Source organism: Caballeronia sp. LZ065 (genome assembly GCF_031450975.1).
Lineage (GTDB): Bacteria > Pseudomonadota > Gammaproteobacteria > Burkholderiales > Burkholderiaceae > Caballeronia.
In genome coordinates this window covers 1,197,321-1,214,895 of sequence record NZ_JARUXV010000001.1, presented here as the reverse complement: position 1 = coordinate 1,214,895, position 17,575 = coordinate 1,197,321, and the positions used below count along the sequence as shown (strand labels likewise).

General features: G+C 65.8%; 17 protein-coding genes. 9 read left to right on the top strand and 8 right to left on the bottom strand.

The genetic code is table 11. From position 1 onward, the window contains the following. Window positions 1-8: 8 nt before the first annotated feature. Together QCE63_RS05705 and tal are read left to right on the top strand one after the other, a co-directional pair. Window positions 9-1,205 carry a benzoate/H(+) symporter BenE family transporter gene (locus QCE63_RS05705; protein WP_309831361.1) on the top strand — a complete coding sequence of 399 codons (1,197 nt, stop codon included), beginning with the start codon at window positions 9-11 and terminating at the stop codon, window positions 1,203-1,205. Between the two features lie 272 nt (window positions 1,206-1,477). Continuing rightward, window positions 1,478-2,431 (top strand): transaldolase, encoded by a 954-nt coding sequence (gene tal / locus QCE63_RS05700; RefSeq protein WP_309831359.1) that lies wholly within the window; start codon window positions 1,478-1,480, stop codon window positions 2,429-2,431. An 84-nt stretch (window positions 2,432-2,515) separates the two neighbouring features. Here tal and QCE63_RS05695 read toward each other — a convergent pair whose 3' ends face one another. The 6 genes from QCE63_RS05695 to QCE63_RS05670 form a co-directional block, all read right to left on the bottom strand. After that, window positions 2,516-3,625, bottom strand: a complete 1,110-nt coding sequence (locus QCE63_RS05695) for an FUSC family protein (protein WP_309831358.1) — start codon at window positions 3,623-3,625, stop codon at window positions 2,516-2,518. A gap of 154 nt (window positions 3,626-3,779) precedes the next feature. Further along, window positions 3,780-5,330, bottom strand: a complete 1,551-nt coding sequence (mctP, locus tag QCE63_RS05690) for a monocarboxylate uptake permease MctP (protein WP_309833697.1) — start codon at window positions 5,328-5,330, stop codon at window positions 3,780-3,782. Continuing rightward, window positions 5,330-5,578 (bottom strand): DUF3311 domain-containing protein, encoded by a 249-nt coding sequence (locus QCE63_RS05685; protein WP_309831356.1) that lies wholly within the window; start codon window positions 5,576-5,578, stop codon window positions 5,330-5,332. The genes mctP and QCE63_RS05685 overlap by 1 nt, the downstream gene beginning before the upstream one ends. A 257-nt stretch (window positions 5,579-5,835) precedes the next feature. Next, a complete protein-coding gene (locus tag QCE63_RS05680; RefSeq protein ID WP_309831354.1) occupies window positions 5,836-6,747 on the bottom strand; it encodes a spermidine synthase in 912 nt (303 codons plus the stop codon). Further along, window positions 6,716-7,222, bottom strand: coding sequence for a DNA-deoxyinosine glycosylase (locus tag QCE63_RS05675; protein WP_309831352.1), 507 nt, complete (start codon window positions 7,220-7,222; stop codon window positions 6,716-6,718). Before QCE63_RS05675 ends, QCE63_RS05680 begins: the two co-directional genes overlap by 32 nt. Beyond that, window positions 7,219-7,860 (bottom strand): chorismate lyase, encoded by a 642-nt coding sequence (locus QCE63_RS05670; protein ID WP_309831350.1) that lies wholly within the window; start codon window positions 7,858-7,860, stop codon window positions 7,219-7,221. The genes QCE63_RS05675 and QCE63_RS05670 overlap by 4 nt, the downstream gene beginning before the upstream one ends. Before the next feature lie 151 nt (window positions 7,861-8,011). Here QCE63_RS05670 and QCE63_RS05665 point away from each other — a divergent pair, with 151 nt between their 5' ends. Next, window positions 8,012-8,269, top strand: a complete 258-nt coding sequence (locus QCE63_RS05665; protein ID WP_309831348.1) for a hypothetical protein — start codon at window positions 8,012-8,014, stop codon at window positions 8,267-8,269. Between the two features lie 55 nt (window positions 8,270-8,324). Here the strand turns inward: QCE63_RS05665 and htpG are convergent, their stop codons facing one another. Further along, window positions 8,325-10,229, bottom strand: a complete 1,905-nt coding sequence (htpG, locus tag QCE63_RS05660; RefSeq protein ID WP_309831346.1) for a molecular chaperone HtpG — start codon at window positions 10,227-10,229, stop codon at window positions 8,325-8,327. Window positions 10,230-10,412: 183 nt separating this feature from the next. On the opposite strand from htpG, the gene QCE63_RS05655 reads away from it, so the two are divergent. Further along, window positions 10,413-10,967, top strand: a complete 555-nt coding sequence (locus QCE63_RS05655) for a Rhs element Vgr protein (RefSeq protein ID WP_309831342.1) — start codon at window positions 10,413-10,415, stop codon at window positions 10,965-10,967. A gap of 9 nt (window positions 10,968-10,976) precedes the next feature. Here the strand turns inward: QCE63_RS05655 and QCE63_RS05650 are convergent, their stop codons facing one another. Next, on the bottom strand, window positions 10,977-12,440 hold the full coding sequence (locus QCE63_RS05650; protein ID WP_309831341.1) for a PLP-dependent aminotransferase family protein: 1,464 nt from the start codon (window positions 12,438-12,440) through the stop codon (window positions 10,977-10,979). Between the two features lie 187 nt (window positions 12,441-12,627). On the opposite strand from QCE63_RS05650, the gene QCE63_RS05645 reads away from it, so the two are divergent. From QCE63_RS05645 to QCE63_RS05625, 5 genes are all read left to right on the top strand, one after another. Continuing rightward, window positions 12,628-13,443 (top strand): VOC family protein, encoded by an 816-nt coding sequence (locus QCE63_RS05645; RefSeq protein ID WP_309831339.1) that lies wholly within the window; start codon window positions 12,628-12,630, stop codon window positions 13,441-13,443. Window positions 13,444-13,469: 26 nt separating this feature from the next. After that, the gene (locus tag QCE63_RS05640; RefSeq protein ID WP_309831337.1) at window positions 13,470-14,411 is read left to right on the top strand and encodes a DMT family transporter; all 942 of its coding nucleotides are present in this window, start codon (window positions 13,470-13,472) and stop codon (window positions 14,409-14,411) included. Window positions 14,412-14,512: 101 nt separating this feature from the next. Continuing rightward, entirely contained in the window at window positions 14,513-15,709 is a 1,197-nt protein-coding gene (locus QCE63_RS05635; protein ID WP_309831335.1) for a PLP-dependent aminotransferase family protein, read from the top strand. 52 nt (window positions 15,710-15,761) lie between these two features. Further along, window positions 15,762-16,232, top strand: coding sequence for a RidA family protein (locus QCE63_RS05630; protein ID WP_309831333.1), 471 nt, complete (start codon window positions 15,762-15,764; stop codon window positions 16,230-16,232). Between the two features lie 91 nt (window positions 16,233-16,323). Next, window positions 16,324-17,262: a PhzF family phenazine biosynthesis protein gene (locus tag QCE63_RS05625; protein ID WP_309831331.1), complete on the top strand. Its 939-nt coding sequence runs from the start codon at window positions 16,324-16,326 to the stop codon at window positions 17,260-17,262. The last annotated feature ends 313 nt before the right edge of the window (window positions 17,263-17,575 follow it).

Sequence of the window (17,575 nt, the reverse complement as noted above, 5' to 3'; positions counted from 1 at the left end):
GAACCACCATGAAAGTCCCGTCTGCGGCGCCCGTCGCGCTGCGCCCGTTGTTCGACTCGTCCCTGTCCACCATCGTCGCCGGCTTCGTCGCGATGATGACGGGCTATACCAGTTCGCTCGTGCTGATGTTTCAGGCTGGCCAGGCCGCGCATCTCAGCGATGCGCAGATCTCGTCGTGGATCTGGGCGCTGTCGATCGGCATGGCGGTGTGCACCATCGGCCTGTCGCTGCGTTACCGCGCGCCGATCGTCATCGCCTGGTCCACGCCGGGCGCCGCGCTGCTCGTCTCCTCGCTGCCGAACGTCCCGTATGCGGAAGCGATCGGCGCGTTCGTCGTGTGCGCGGCGCTGCTGACCGCCGTCGGCCTGACCGGCTGGTTCGACACGCTGATGAAGCGCATCCCCGGCGGCATTGCGGCGGCGCTGCTGGCGGGCATCCTGTTCGAGATCGGCATCGAGATCTTCCACGCCGCGCAGACGCAGACGCCGCTCGTGCTCGTCATGTTCTTCACCTATCTCGTGGGCAAGCGCTTCGCGCCGCGCTACGCGATTCCCGCGACGCTCAGCGCGGGCGTGGTCATGGCGGGCGTACTCGGGCTGCTCGATTTCTCGCGCTTTCACGTCGCGCTCGCGCATCCCGTCTTCACGATGCCCGCGTTCTCCGTGTCGGCGGCGATCAGCATCGGCATTCCGCTGTTCGTCGTCGCGATGGCCTCGCAGAACGTGCCCGGCATCGCCGTCCTGCGCGCCGACGGCTACACCACACCGTCCGCCCCGCTCATCTCGGCCACGGGTTTCGCTTCGCTGCTGCTCGCGCCGTTCGGTTCGCACGGCGTGAATCTCGCCGCGATCACGGCCGCCATCTGCACCGGCCGCGAAGCGCACGAGGACCACAACCGGCGCTACACGGCAGCGGTCTGGTGCGGCGTGTTCTATCTCGTCGCCGGCGTGTTCGGCGCGACCATCGCCGCGCTGTTCGCGTCGTTTCCGAAGGCGCTGGTCGTCTCGGTGGCGGCGCTCGCGTTGTTCGGCTCGATCATGAGCGGCCTCACGAATGCGATGCAGGATCCGCGTCAGCGCGAACCGGCGCTCGTCACCTTCATGACGACGGCGTCAGGACTCACGCTGCTGTCGATCGGACCAGCGTTCTGGGGGCTGATCGCGGGCCTGGCGACGCATCTGGTGCTCAACGCCCGGCGGGCCTGATTCGTCCGCCGATTGCGAGGATGCCGCGCGACGGCACGAGAAGTGCGCAAGGAACGCGCAAGCCGGCGCCCGGTCGAACCGGACGCGCCGGAACAGTCCGCGCACGGGATCAGCGCGTTTCCCGCGCGCGGGACTAGAATGACGGAATGGTTTTCAGGGGCGCGCCGCGCGATGGCAGTCGTTTTCAAAATCGCCGCGCGGCGTCGCAATCATGGGCAATCCGCGGGTTCGTTACCGCACTTTGACAAGGCGCCACGCGTCTGAGACTCGACATGACATCCGCTCTCGACCAGCTCAAGCAATACACGACCGTCGTCGCCGACACGGGCGATTTCCAGCAATTCATCGCATTCAAGCCGCAGGATGCGACCACCAATCCGTCGCTGATCCTGAAGGCCGTCCAGAAGGACGACTACAAGCCGCTGCTCGAAAATACGGTCAAGGAGCACGCGAAGAAGCCGATGCCGCAGATCATCGACAATCTGCTCGTCGCGTTCGGCACCGAAATCCTCAAGATCGTCCCGGGCCGCGTCTCGACCGAAGTCGACGCGCGCCTGTCGTTCGATACCCAGGCCTCCATCGCCAAGGGCCGCGAGATCATCAAGCTGTATGAGAACGCCGGCATCGACCGCAAGCGCGTGCTCATCAAGCTGGCCTCGACATGGGAAGGCATCCGCGCCGCCGAAGTGCTGCAGAAGGAAGGCATCCACTGCAACATGACGCTGCTGTTCTCGCTCGCGCAGGCCGTCGCCGCCGCCGAAGCGGGTGCGCAGTTGATCTCGCCGTTCGTCGGCCGCATCTACGACTGGTACAAGAAGTCGGCCGGCGCCGATTGGGACGAAGTCAAGAACGGCGGCGCGAACGATCCGGGCGTGCACTCGGTACGCCGCATTTACGCGTACTACAAGAAGTTTGGCTACAAGACCGAGGTGATGGGCGCGAGCTTCCGCACGGTGAGCCAGATCACGGAACTTGCTGGCTGCGACCTGCTGACCATCAGCCCCGACCTGCTCAAGAAGCTCGCCGACAGCAACGACACCGTCGAGCGCAAGCTGTCGCCGGAAGCGAGCAAGAACGAGAACGTCGAGAAAATCGCGGTGGATGAGCCGACTTTCCGTTTCGCCGTCAACGACGACGCCATGGCCACCGAGAAGCTCGCGGAAGGCATCCGCGCCTTTGCCGCCGACGCAGTCAAGCTGGAGAAGTTGATCACCGCGCTGCAATAACGCCGGCTGGGTCTGAGACACGAAGGACCGCAGCACCGATCCGGTGCGCGGTCCTTTTTCATTTCCACCCGCGCCTGGCGGGATTCACGCGCCGAACGGCCGCGCGCCCTCGATATTCCACCGCCGTTCCACTTCCGACAGTCGCAGCCGCAAGCGCTCCGCCTGCTCGACGAAGCGCATCGCGAGCCAGTGCATGCCTTCCGTGACGTGATCGCCGGGCGTCTCGGCGCATACCGTCGCGTCAACGGCGGCGGTCTCCAGCGCATGATGCAGCAGGTTCACGCGGCCGAAGCGCAGCGCGCGCGCCATCTGCAGCAACTGCCGGCGCACCGCGACTTCGCCCGGCGAGCAGCCAAGCGCAAAACGATGTCCGCCTACGGATGTCACTTCTGGCATCGACGTAACGAGCATTTCGAGCGCCGCGAGCATCGCGCGATGCAGGCGCTGGATTTCTTCGAGCCGCGCCATCGGCAGGTCCGTTTCCTTGGATACCGATTCGAGCAGGCCGCGCGATTGCACGAGCCGCTGGCTCATCCGGAAGAAGCGCTTCGCCATGGCTTCCGGCAGCAGCGGCACGCCTTCGAGCAGCGCGCCGTAGATCTTCGCGCCTTCGCGCAGATTGTCGGCGAGCCGGTAGCGCCACGAATAGGTCGCGTATTGCGGCAGCACGAACGAGAAGCCGAGCGCGATCACCACGCCGATCATCACGTTCGCCGTGCGCCACAGGCCCGTGGTGAACGGCAGGTCACCGTGGCCCGAGACGATGACCATCGTGATCGCCGTGAGCAGCGCGACGTAGCCCGCCTTGCCGATCGCGTAGTAGGCGCAGCCGCCCGCAATCGCGCACATCAGCACGAAGAACAGCATCAGCGAGCCGGTCAGCGCCTGCGCGGCAATGAGCACGAGCCCGAACGCCGCGCCGAGCATCGTGCCGATCGCACGTTCGGCGGCTTTCTTGCGGATGTTGCCGTAATGCTGCAAGCCGCCGACGACCACCAGCACCGAGACTGTCGCCCAAATGCCGTGCGGCACGTCGATGCCGGTGGTCACGGCAATCGACATCGCCACCGCAAGCGCGACCCGCACGCCATGAATCAGGTTGGCGTGGCGATAGCGAAAGTACGGCGATGCAATCCAGCTGAACAGACGCGACAGACGGCCGTGTCTGACTGACGTCGATGTCGGAGAAAACATGGTTCGCTCGCGTCGATGAACAGGGTGGTTCGTCCGGCTGCCGCGTGCGTCGCCCAAACAAAACGCCCGTAGCGGCCAGCGGCTGCTACGGGCGTTTTACCAGCTTTTCGCGAGCCGCGCCGGGTGAGCGTCCGGCGTGGCACAGGCTGCCAGATCAGGTTTCCACGATGTCCAGATAATCTTCCGGACGCGTGCGGTCTTCCGAGCGCTTGAGGCCCAGGACGCGCACGAGCAGGCTCACGGCGATCGACACGATCAGGTTGGCGATCAGCGCCCACACGGCGGCGTAGCCCGGCACGACATAGCCGAACAGATGCAGCGGATAGATCGAGCCCTTCAGCTGCAACGACACGGCCATCCAGGTACCGACGCCAATCCCCGCCGCCCAGCCAATCAACAGACCGCGATGGTCGAGCACACGCGTGTAGAGGCCCAGCACCAGCGCGGGCAGCGTCTGGATGATCCAGATGCCGCCGAGCAGTTGCAGCTGGATGGCATAGGTCAGCGGCAGCGCGAGAATGAACACCACCGCGCCGACCTTCACGATCAGCGACACCAGCTTGGCGACGTTGGTTTCCTGCTCCGGCGTCATCGACGTATTGACGAATTCGCGGTGCACGTTGCGCGTGTAGAGGTTGGCGGCCGCGATCGACATGATCGCCGCCGGCACCAGCGCGCCGATGCCGATCGCCGCGAACGCGACGCCCACGAACCACGACGGGAAGTAATGCAGGAACAGCGCCGGCACGGCGAAGTTCGCGCCGTAGGCCTTGAAGTACGGCGCGTATTCCGGCATGTCCTTCACGCCCGAGGCGAGCGCCATGTAGCCGAGCAGCGCCAGCAGGCCGAGCACCAGCGAGTACGCGGGCAACAGCGACATGTTGCGGCGGATCGTGTTGCCCGAATTGGACGACAGGATGGCCGTGACCGAGTGCGGATACAGGAACAGCGCGAGCGCGGAACCCACCGCCAGCGTCGCATAGGCGCTGTACCCGTTGAGGCTCGCGGCGTCGGGCGCTTTCAGCAGGATCTTCTCCGGCGGCACGATGCCGAAGATATGGCCGAAGCCGCCGAGCTGCGCCGGAATCACGATCATCGCGGCGATGATGGTGATGTAGATCAGCACGTCCTTCACCACGGCGATCATCGCCGGTGCGCGCAGACCCGAGGTGTAGGTGTACGCGGCAAGAATCGCGAAGGCGATGATCAGCGGCAGATCGCCGACCAGACCTTGCGTGGAGAAGCCGAGCGCGCCGATCACCACTTCGATGCCGACCAGTTGCAGCGCGATGTACGGCATGGTCGCGACGATGCCGGTCACCGCGACGGCCAGCGCCAGCATGCGACTGTTGTAGCGGGCATGCACGAAGTCGGCGGCGGTCACATAGCCGTGACGCTTTGCGATGCTCCACAGCTTCGGAAACACGACGAACGCGAACGGATAGATGAGGATGGTGTACGGCAGCGCGAAGAAGCCGGTTGCGCCCGCGCCGAACACGAGCGCCGGAACCGCGACGAAGGTGTAGGCCGTGTAGAGGTCGCCGCCGAGCAGGAACCAGGTCACGATGGTGCCGAAGCGACGGCCGCCGAGACCCCATTCATCGAGTTGGGCGAGATCGCCCTTGCGCCAGTGCGCGGCGATGAAGCCGAGAATCGTGACGCCAACGAAGAAGAGGACGAAGACGAAGGTTGCGGTGGAATTCATCATCGCGCACCTCCGCTCTTGCGGCCCGAGGGCAACGCCTTGGTCTTCTGATAGACGACCGCGGTGATCACCGCGCTGATCAGCACCCACAGCAGCTGATACCAGTAGAAATACGGAAAGCCCCACAACACGGGCTCGATCTTGTTATAAAACGGCACCCATACCACACCGATCCACGGAAGGATCAAAAGCCACAGCCAGTGCTTGTTGCGCGGTTGTCCAGTGCCGGTCGCAGCTTCTTGAGCCATGAACGGTCCTCTCCTCTTGTTTGATTTTGGTCTACGGTCCGGACGGATGACGTGCCGGTTGTCGTATCGGTTCTCACGCCACTTTACTGGCCTGGCGGCCGTTGAAAGCGCCCCGAAATAACAGGAGGAGTATATGGACCCTTAAGTGCCGGTCAAGCAAGGGGATTCCCGACTATTCCCCTGATTTGAAAGACATTTGTAACCATGCTGGAACGCACGTCCAGCACGGTGCCGCACGGTGGTCACACGGTGCGCCGTCAGATCCGGAAGGATTCGCCCGGCTTGAGGCCCGCGCTTTCGGCAAGACCCTTGACCCACTTGCGCGTGGGCACACCCAATTGATCTTCGATCAGCTTCGCGCGCGTGTCGAGCGCACTGAACGGCACGTCGAGCGCCGGCCCCGCGAATGCCAGCGCGACGCGATTGCCGTCGTGCACTTCCGGCAGCGCGATCACGCGCTGATCGAACGCCTCGTTCAGATGCCGCATATTGCGCACGAAGCTCGGATGATCGCCGAACAGGTTGATCGTCACGACGCCCGCCGCCGGCGTGAGGCACGCGCGGCAGGCGCGGTAGAACGACACGCTGTCGAGCACCGGGCGCTGCGCGGCGGCGTCGTACACGTCGATCTGCAGGGCGCCGATGGTGCCGTGATTCGCGCGATCGTTGACGAACTCCCAGGCATCGCGTTCGGTCACGGTGAGACGCGCGTCGTCATAAGGCAGATCGAACATCGCGCGCGCCGCGATCACGACAGCGGGATTCACTTCCACCGCCTCGACCTTCGCGCGCTTCAGGAAGCGGTAGCAGAACTTGGTGAGCGCCGCCGCACCCAGTCCGAGCTGCACGATCCGCTCCGGCGTCTCGATGAACAGCAGCCAGGCCATCATCTGCTGCACGTATTCGAGTTCGATGTGATCGGGCTTTCTCAGCCGCATCGCGCCCTGCACCCATTCCGTGCCGAAGTGCAGATAGCGCACGCCGCCTTCTTCCGAGAACGTCACCGGCGCGAAGCGCGGCTTGCGCGGCGCCTCGATGCGCGGCGCGTGGGCGAGATCGTCGTCATCGTGCTCGCGCGCGGCGCGCTTCTGCTTGCTGTGCTTCTTCGAGTCCTGCTTGCGTCCGAACGCGCGGGCTTCAGCGGACGCGCGTTTGATCAGTGTCGTCATGGGTGAGGAGGTCGCGCCAGAGACGCAGTTTTTGGTCGAACGAGAGCATAGCATTGGCCGCGCTCGACGACGGCAGCACCCGCGTCGCATAGCCCGCGGCGCCGATCACCGGCGCGAACCGGCCCGAGGTCTTGCCGTTGAAGCAGACGCGGCGCAGCGCCGGAAAGCGCGTGTGGAACACCGCGAAGTCATTCGGCGACGCATGGCGAATCGCGCTGTCGAGGCTGCCCTCGCGCTCGCAGGCCGCCAGCACGTCCCACAGGCCGATGCCATGCGCCAGAAGCCGCGCGAGCCGGTCGTCGTAGGCGAGTTCGTGCAGCGGCTCGCCGATCGCCACGCCCACCAGCCGCCAGAACTGGTTGCGTGGATGCGCGTAGTACTGAGCCGCCGCCAGCGAGGCGACGCCCGGAAAGCTGCCAAGAATCAGCGTATGAGTGGCGTGATCGCCGATCGGCTCGAATCCGGCGAGCGTCATTTCGCTTCGCCGCGCACGACGCGCTTCGCGTGCGAACTCAGATGCCCGTACGCGCGCGCGTGTTCGCGCCGGTGCGGACCGTGCAAGCCGTCGAGGCGGGCCCATAGCGCATCGAGCATGCATTCAGTGACCATCAGCGGCGCGCCGTGCCGCTCGAACACCGAACGGCGCGCGACCAGCGCATGGGACACGTCGTGCGGCTGCCGCAGGGCCAACCGGTAGAGCGGATGGCGCGCCGTCAGCCTGCGGCTCGCGAGCGCCGAGCGCGACACGCTGCTGTCGCTGTACAGCAGTTCCGCGAGCGGGCGCGTGCGCAGACGGCGCATCGACTGCCACACGCCCGTGCTGTGCGCCAGCGGCACGATGCTGTGCGCCACGACGAAGGGCGTGCCTTCGACCTTCAACGCGACTTCGCGCAGCCACACCGGCGTACGCGGCGTAATGCCGAGTGCGCGGGCTTCATCCAGCCAGGGAAGACTGACGGCTTCGCGCGTGACATCGACGGTCACGGCGCCGAGCGTGCGCAGATGCGCGGTCAGCGAACCGCCGCGCGTCAGCCAGTCTTGTTGAGCATCGGAGAGAACGGGACAGGGGACGACGCGCCAGTGCGCGTCGGTGGGATCGGTCGGCATGGACATGGCGGCGATTATAAAGGCCGCCCGCCAACGCCCGCCTTACACGTATGCCGACTGCAGCTTAGGAGAATTCGTATGGTCTCGGGCATTTCAGAAGCGGAAACTGAAATGCCGGTCGCGTGCCGCACCGGCTTCATCTTGAGAGGCAAATCAAATGTCGGCAAACAAGAAACAGACTTCCAAACCGGTTGCGCATCTGGCGGCGGAAACACTGCATGATCCGAAGGCATCGGCGACGGCGAAGAGCCTTGCCGCGTCCGCATTGGCTCAGACGCATACGCGCAAGCAAACCAGCGCCGAGATGGAGCACAAAGCCAGCGAAGTGCTCCACAGCACCAAGTATTCTCCGGATACCAAGACGCTCGCTGCGTCCGTGCTCGCGCAATCGAACAAGGAGCGCAAGCGCAAATGAAAACAGGCGCCGCCGGTCTCCCGGCGGCGCCTGTTTCAACCCAGCGTCAGGGCTTTCAGCGCGCGAGCAGCAGCGCGTTGGTCCGCTTGACGAAGCTCGCCGGATCTTCCAGCGTGCCGCCTTCGGCCAGCATGGCCTGATCGAAGAGCAGATGGCACCAGTCCGCGAAGTTGGCATTGTCGGCGCTGAGCGCCTTCACGAGCGGATGCTCCGGATTCACTTCCAGAATCGGCTGCATCTCCGGCGCCTGCTGGCCCGCCGCCTTCAGCATGCGTTGCAGATAGCCGCTCATGTCGCCTTCGTCGGCCACCAGGCAGGTGGGCGAATCGGTGAGACGGAACGTGAGCCGCACGTCCTTCGCCTTGCCTTCCAGCGCTTCCTTCATCTTCTCGACGAGCGGCTTCATGTCCTCGCCGACCTTCTCCTGCTGCTGCTTCTCTTCGTCGTTGAGCGCGCCGAGATCGAGGTCGCCGCGCGCCACGCTCGCGAGCGGCTTGCCGTCGAATTCATTGAGGAATGACAGCATCCATTCGTCGACGCGATCCGTCAGCAGCAACACTTCCACACCCTTCTTGCGGAACACTTCCAGATGCGGGCTGTTCTTCGCGGCCTGCCAGCTGTCGGCGGTCACGTAGTAGATCTTCGTCTGCTCGGGCTTCATGCGCGCGACATACTCCGCGAGCGAAACGGTCTGCTCGCTGCTGTCGCTGTGCGTCGAGGCGAAGCGCACCAGTTTCGCAATGCGTTCCCGGTTGCTGAAGTCCTCGCCGACGCCTTCCTTCAGCACCTGGCCGAACTCGCTCCAGAAGCTCGCGTATTTTTGCTTGCCGGCGTCATCCGTGGCTTCGGCCGATGCGCTCGCGATGTCTTCCAGCATCGACAGCACGCGCTTGGTCACGCCTTCGCGGATCGCCTTCACATCGCGGCTTTCCTGCAGGATTTCGCGCGACACGTTGAGCGGCAGGTCCGCCGAATCCACCACGCCCTTCACGAAACGCAGATATGCGGGCAGCAGTTGCTCGGCGTCGTCCATGATGAACACGCGCTTCACGTACAGCTTGAGGCCGCCGCGATGCTCACGGTTCCAGAGGTCGAACGGCGCGTGTTTCGGCACGTACAGCAGTTGCGTGTACTCGCTGCGCCCTTCGACACGGTTGTGCGTCCACGCGAGCGGCTCGTCGTGGTCGTGCGAGATGTGCTGGTAGAACTGCGTGTATTGCTCGTCGCTGATGTCGCTCTTCGGACGCGTCCACAGCGCGCTCGCCTGGTTGACGGTCTCGTCTTCGTCCTGCGTGACCATCTCGCTCTTTTCCGCGTCCCACTCTTCCTTCTTCATCAGGATGGGCAGCGCGACGTGATCCGAGTATTTCTGGATGATCGACTTGAGCTTGTGCGACGACAGCAGGTCGTCTTCATCGGCACGCAGATGCAGCGTGATGGTGGTGCCGCGTGGCGCGCGCTCGATCTCCTCGACTTCGAAGTCGCCCTCGCCCGCGCTGGTCCAGCGCACGCCCTGCTCCGCCGGCAGCCCGGCGCGGCGCGTTTCGACCGTGATCTTGTCCGCGACGATGAAGCCCGAATAGAAGCCCACGCCGAACTGGCCGATCAGCGCCGCGTCCTTCTGCTGGTCGCCCGAAAGCTTGGAGAAGAATTCCTTGGTGCCCGAACGCGCGATCGTGCCGAGATGCGAAATGGCTTCGTCACGGCTCATGCCGATGCCGTTGTCGTCGATGGTCACGGTGCGCGCGGCCTTGTCGAACGACACGCGGATGCGCAGGTCCGGATCGTTCTCGTACAGCGCGCTGTTCTCGAGGGCCTCGAAGCGCAGCTTGTCGGCGGCATCGGACGCGTTGGAAATGAGTTCGCGAAGGAAAATTTCCTTGTTGCTGTACAGCGAATGAATCATCAGGTGCAGAAGCTGTTTCACTTCTGCCTGAAAGCTCATGGTTTCTTGCGCCATGTCCGGGTCCTCTGTGTTGATTTATCTGTGTTGAAGTGATGCTGACGGCTCAGGTGGCGAAACGCGCGCCGCCCGTGCCGGCAATCCGAGCGATATCGGGGCGATCCGGCGTTTTTCAAGGGCCATTCGAGACAGCGCCTTATGATGGGTCTTTTACCTCGCCGCAGCCCGCCCCGCACCGTCATGCCGCTCCTGCCACGCCGCGCACCGCCAGGCCGTCCGCTCACGCCGGGCGAAACCGGCATGGCGCAGCTCGTGTTCGGCGACGCCATCGACTATGCGGCGGTGCGCGTCCATGCCCGCGCCTATCTGCCGTTCGGCCTGCAGCCGCCGCGCACCGCCATGGCGCCCAACGGCCAACTGTATTTTCCACGCGCCTGCTTCCGGGATGATTTCTCGTGCTGCGACCTGGGCGAGCGCATGGGGTTCATCCACGAGATGACGCACGTCTGGCAATTCCAGCTCGGCTATCCGGTCCGATGGCGCGGCGCGTTTCGGATCGGACTGTCCTACGCGTACCGGCTGGCCGTCGGCAAGCGTCTCGCCGACTTCAACATGGAAGCGCAAGGCAACCTGCTCGCGGATTATTTCGCGCTGCGCTTCTGCGACGGCCAGAACCGGCTCTACGAGCAGCGCTACCGGCAGATGCCCGGCGCGCTCACGCTGTTCGAGACCGTGCTGGCGGACTTCATCCGCGCCCCGTCCGCGCGGCGCAATCTGCCGGGACGAAGGCGTTAGCATCAAGCGTCACGCGCTGCGCCGCGACGCGCGGTCCAGATAATTCGACAGCAGTTCCGGCAGCGCCGGATCGCCGCAATTGGCGACATTGAAACGCATCCAGGTGGTCGGCGACTGCTGCGGCGAGAACAGGCTGCCCGGCGTCAGCAGAAAACCGGCTTCGTGGCCGGCGGCGGCGAGACCGTCGGAATCGACGCCCGCGTCCGCCCACAGGAACATGCCCGCCGACGGCGTCGAGAACAGCCGCAGGCCGGTCTTCTCGAGCATGCGCGCGGTCTTGTCGCGCACGCCGTCGAGCCGCGTGCGCAGACGTTCGACATGCCGCCGATAGTGACCTTCGGTCAGGATCTTGTAGACGACCCGTTCATTCAGCTCGGGGCTCGTCATGCCGACGAGCATCTTCTGATCGGCCAGCGCCTTCGCGACGTCCGGCGCGGCCGCAATATAGCCGACCCGCAGGTTCGCGGCGAGCGTCTTCGAGAAGCTGCCCAGGAAGATCACGCGTTTCAACTGGTCGAGCGAGGCCAGGCGCGTGGCCGGGAAGTTGGTCGGGCACAGGTCGCCGTAGACATCGTCCTCGACGACGATGAAGTCGTATTCCTGCGCCAGTTGCAGGATCCGGTAGGCTTGCGCGGCCGTCAGCGAGGTGCCGGTCGGGTTCTGCAACACCGAGTTGATGATCAGCATCTTCGGCCGCCAGGTGGCGACGAGCGTTTCGAGCGCGTCGAGGTCGGGGCCGTCCGGCGTGTACGGCATGCCGACGAGCCGCGCGCCCTGCGACGCGAAGCGCCCGAACATCTGGAACCACGCCGGATCGCCGACGATGACCGCATCGCCCGGCTTCACATAGAGCCGCGCGATCAGGTCGATGGCCTGCGTGATGCCCGAGGTCAGCACGATCTGCCGCGCCGCCGATGCACCGATTTCCAGTTCCTCCAGCCGCGTCTGCAATTGCTGGCGCAGCGGCAGAAAGCCTTGCGGCGTGCCGAAGCCGAGCATGTGCGCGCCACTCAGGCGGGACAGCGCGCGCAGGGCGTTGGTGATCAGTTCGCCATCGAGCCAGCGGCCGGGCAGATAGCCCAGGCCCGGCCCTTTCTCCGGACTCGACGTGTGCAGCATGTTGCGCAGCAGCCAGACCACGTCGATGGTGTTCTGCAACGGCTCGCGCTCCGAAGCGGCGGCGGGTGCCTCGCCCCGGGCGACAAGCGACGGCGCCGCCCGCTCGCGCACGTAGAAGCCGGAACCGCGGCGCGAATCCAGATAGCCATGCGCGACGAGCCGCTCATAGGCCTCGACGACGGTGAAACGCGACACGCCCTTGTCGAGCGCGAGCTTGCGGATGGACGGCATGCGCATGCCGGGCCGGAACACGCGTTCGTCGATACGGCGGCGGCCCCATTGCACGAGCTGATCCACGAGCGTGAGCTGCGCGGCGTCGTGCGGGGCGGGAATCTGGTCGAGCGGGACGGACATGCGGACCTCCGGGCGGTTGCCGATGCGTTGCCGAACTATCCGGGATCATCAAAAACTGTACCGAACACGGCTGGGTCGATTGTACCGTTACTGTTATGGTAGGAGACGCTACATTCTCCTTTCGGGTCGCCGGAATGCTGAGCGTTGCGTCATGCCAGGCGGCCCTTCCCGTCCAACCGCGCCTGTCATGACCGATTCCCGACTCAAACTCGACCACCTCGTCATCGCCGCGCGCACGCTCGAGGAAGGCGCGCAATTCGTCGCCGCGAAGTTCGGCGTGGAAACCGCGCCCGGCGGCGCGCATCCGTCGATGCGCACGCACAATCGCCTGCTGAACCTGTGGGGCGGCGCCTATCTGGAAGTGATCGCCATCGATCCGGCCGCGCCCGCCGTGGAAGCGCCGCGGCCGCGTCTCTTCGCGCTGGACGATCCGGCGCAGCAGCAGCGCATCGCGGAACACGGTCCGCAGCTCGTGCACTGGGTGGCGCGCGTGGAGCGGCCGAAGTCGCTGACGCGCTGGCGCGAGCAGTATCCCGAACGCATCGCGCCGGTCGCGGCGATGTCGCGCGGCGCCAATACCTGGGGCCTGACCGTTCCCGACGACGGCGCGTTCCCCGCGTGGCAAGGCGCCGGACAAGGCGTGCTGCCGTCGCTGATCCAGTGGGACACGCCGCTGCTGCCTAGCGACGTGCTGCCGCCCAGCGGCATCGCGCTGCGCGCATTGAGCGGCTTTCATCCCGATGCCGCGCGCATCGCCGAACAGCTCGCGTGGCTCGGCGCGGCGCACCTGATACACATCGAGGCGACCTCGGGCGCGCCCGTGCTGGTGGCGGAATTCGACTTGCCGGACGGCTCGACGCTCACGCTCGGCGAATCCGCGGAACAGACCCAGGCGCGCGAGGAAGAGGCGCTTCAGGCGGCCAAACGCCGCCGCGCGAAGAAAACCGACACGCAGGCACCGCAGCAATTCGACCTGCCCGGCACACCCCAACAAGACATCTGAGAGCCGATCCGAGGAGACACCCCACGATGAGAACCCGCGAAACCGAAGGCATGTTGCTCGGCCTGATCGGCGTCGTCATTTTCAGCCTGACGCTGCCGATGACGCGCATCGTCGTCGCGGAGGTGCATCCGCTGCTCAACGGTCTCGGCCGCGCGCTCGTCGCGGCCCTGCCCGCCGCCGCGCTGCTCGCCTGGCGGCGCGAAAAGTGGCCCACCTGGCCACAGGTCAAGAGCCTGGCCGTCGTGTCGCTGGGCGTGATCATCGCGTTTCCGGTGTTTTCCGCCTGGTCGATGAAATACGTGCCCGCGTCGCACGGCGCGGTGGTCAACGGTCTCCAGCCGCTGTGCGTCGCGATCTATGCCGCCTGGCTCTCGCACGAACGGCCGTCGAAGATGTTCTGGGCCAGCGCGTTGGCGGGCAGCGCGATCGTCGTCGCATTCGCGTTGCAGGCGGGCGGCGGCGGCCTGCAAGCGGGCGACCTGCTGATGCTGATCGCGGTCGGCATCGGCGCGCTCGGCTACGCGGAAGGCGCGCGGCTCGCCCGCCAGATGGGCGGCTGGCAGGTGATCTGCTGGGCGCTCGTGCTGTCGGCGCCGTTCCTGCTCGTGCCGGTCGGCGGCCTCGCCTGGGCGCATCACGCGACGCATCCCGGTCCGCTCTCGCTCAAGGTGTGGCTGGCCTTTGGCTATGTCACCCTGTTCTCGCAGTTCCTCGGCTTCTTCGCGTGGTACGCCGGCCTGGCGATGGGCGGCATCGCGCGCGTGGGCCAGGTGCAGCTGCTGCAGATCTTCTTCACGATGGCCTTCTCCGCGCTGTTCTTCGGCGAACACGTGAGCGGCTCGACGTGGCTGTACGCGGGCGCCGTGATCGTGACCGTCGTGCTCGGCCGCCGCGCCGCCGTGCGTCCCGCGCCGCCGCAGACTCAGGCAGCGTCGCCGCCCGCCGCCGGCCCAACGCACGCAAGATGACGCGCTCGCGCGATAATGCTGGATTGCGCGAGCGCCGCTCGCCCGCGCACCCCGATTTCTGACCCAACGCGGGACCACTCCAAAGCCAACCGAGGCACCCCATGAATCAAGCCGATCTCCGCGCCACCCCGTGGCAACTCTCCGAACGCGCCCGCAAGCTCACCAGCTCGGCGATTCGCGAAATCCTGAAAGTTACGGAGCGGCCGGAGGTCATTTCCTTCGCGGGCGGCCTGCCCTCGCCCGCGACCTTTCCGGTCGAGGAAATGCGGCACGCCTCCGAGCGCATCCTGCGCGACCAGCCGTCCGCGGCGCTCCAGTACAGCGCGACCGAAGGCTACCTGCCGCTGCTCGAATGGGTGGCGGCTCGCTACTCGGTGGACGGCGCGTCGATCCGTCCGTCGCAGGTGCTGATCACGACCGGCTCGCAACAGGCGCTCGACCTGCTCGGCAAAACCCTGGTGGATCCGGGCAGCCGCGTGCTGGTCGAGACGCCGACTTACCTCGGCGCGCTCCAGTCGTTCTCGCTGTTCGAGCCTGATTACGTGCAGGTGCCCACCGACGAATCCGGTTTGATTCCCGAAGGCCTCGACGCCGCGCTCACCGCCGGCGCGCGCCTGCTCTACGCACAGCCCAATTTCCAGAATCCGACCGGCCGCCGCCTGCCGCTCGCGCGTCGCCAGGCGCTTGCCGCCCTCGCGAAGACCGCTGCTTTTCCGGTGATCGAAGACGATCCCTACGGCGCGCTCGACTACGCCGGCGCCCCGCTGCCCACGCTGCTCTCGATGGCGCCGGATCACATCGTGCATCTCGGCTCGTTCTCGAAGGTGCTGGCGCCGGGCCTGCGCGTGGGCTACATCATCGCGCCCGAGGAACTGCACTTCAAACTCGTGCAGGCCAAGCAGGCCACCGACCTGCATACGCCGAGCCTCACGCAGCGCATCGTCTACGAAGTGGTGAAGGACGGCTTCCTCGACCAGCACGTGCCGAAGATCCGCACGCTGTATCGCGATCAGTGCGAGGCCATGCTCGACGCACTGCAACGCCACATGCCCGCCGGCGTCGAATGGAATCGTCCGGAGGGCGGCATGTTCGTGTGGCTGACGCTGCCGAAGCACATCAATACGATGAAGCTGCTCGAACAATCCGTCGCGCAGAACGTGACCTTCGTGCCGGGCGGTCCGTTCTACGCCAACGAAGCCGCACACAACACGCTGCGCCTGTCCTTCGTGACGGTGCCGCCCGCGACGATCGACGAAGGCGTCGGCCGGCTCGGCGCGCTGATCCGCGCGAGCCTCTGAATTTCCGGGGCGCCGCGCGCCCCTTCACCCGCTTGAAGTCAAGGAGCAACCGATGGCATCGAATGTGTACGACAAGCTGAAGGAACTCGGCATCGACCTGCCCACGGCAGGCGCGCCGGCGGCCGCCTACGTGATGAGCGCGCAGAGCGGCAACACGGTCTATCTGTCCGGCCATATCGCGAAGAAGGACGGCAAGGTGCACGCCGGCAAGCTCGGCGCCGACATCACCACGGAAGAAGGCAAGGCGGCCGCGCGCAGCGTGGCCATCGACCTCATCGCGACGCTGCACGCGCACGTCGGCGACCTGAACCGCGTCAAGCGCATCGTCAAGGTCATGAGCCTCGTGAACTCGACCTTCGAGTTCACGGAACAACACATCGTGACGAACGGGGCGTCCGAACTCATCGCGGACGTGTTCGGCGATGCCGGCAAGCACGCGCGCTCCGCCTTCGGCGTGGCGCAGATTCCGCTCGGCGCGTGCGTCGAGATCGAGCTGATCGCGGAAGTCGCCGAAGTCGCCTGAAGCGCGCGTCCCGTTCGCTTGTTCATCCGCGAAACCCGACGCAGCGACGCGTCGGGTTTTTTTATGCTCTGCTTCAGCGAGACACAAGCTCATGTCCTCACACAACGTTGAACGCGTAGTCCAGTTCAAGCAGGTCGACGTCTTCACCTCTGTGCCGTTCAAGGGCAACCCGCTCGCCGTGATCTTCGATGCCGACGGCCTCTCGACCGAACGCATGCAGGAGATCGCGCGCTGGACCAATCTGTCCGAAATCGCTTTCCTGCTGCCGCCGACCGATCCCCGCGCCGACTACCGCGTACGCATCTTCACGACCGCGGTGGAATTGCCGTTCGCCGGGCATCCGACGCTCGGCAGCGCGCACGCGCTCATCGACGCCGGCTACACGCCGAAGACGCCCGGACGGCTGGTGCAGGAATGCGGCGTCGGACTCGTGCCGCTCGCCGAACGCGCCGGCGGCGAGTGGGCCTTCGCCGCGCCGCCGGCCCGCATCACGCCGTTGAGCGCGGCGCAGAGCGCGCGTCTCGCGGCGGCGCTCGCCCCCGCCGCACTCGATCCCGAAGCGCCGCCCGCCGCGGTTGACAACGGCGCGCCCTGGCTCGTGGCGCGCGTGCGCGACGCGGCGCAGTGTCTTGCGCTGACGCTGGCGGGCGAGTCGCGCGAAGCGGTCCGGCAAATCGTCGAAGAGACGGGCACGCATGGCATCGTGGTCTACGGGCCGCACGCGCCCGGCGGACCGGCGACCTTCGAACTGCGCGCGCTCCTGCTGGGGGCGGAGAACATCGAGGATCCGGTCACCGGCAGCGCGAATGCCGCGCTCGCCACGCTGCTGACGCAGCAGGGCAAGCGTCCGGGCGCACACTACACGGTTCGTCAGGGCACCGTGCTTGGCCGCGACGGCCGCGTAAGCGTCACTTACGAGGACCATGAGGAGGACCATGAGGACGACCATGAAGACAACCGTGACGACGGCGCGCCGGCATGGATCGGCGGCCACTCGGTAACTGTGATCGATGGGAATTTCCGTTGCTGAAACAATGACCTGTGCATTTACCCCGGCGCGCGTATACCCCCAAGGGCGGCCTCTTTCTTAAAGGAGGAGGCTTCGCTAATATCTGACCAATGGGGATCAAAATAGCGTCGGGCGTGGCGGCGGCAACGTGACCAGGCCGGCAGGGGCGCAGCCCCGAATCCAGACTCGAAGCATCCTTCAGCGGCTCCGCGCCGGCGCGCCAGGACATCGGCGGGCGTTGCCAGGCGCAGTGCGCACAGCGAAAGCCGCGCGCCTGCATGACGCCGCGAACAGGATCTGCCAAAGAATGTCCATCCCTCAGCCGCGGCGTATT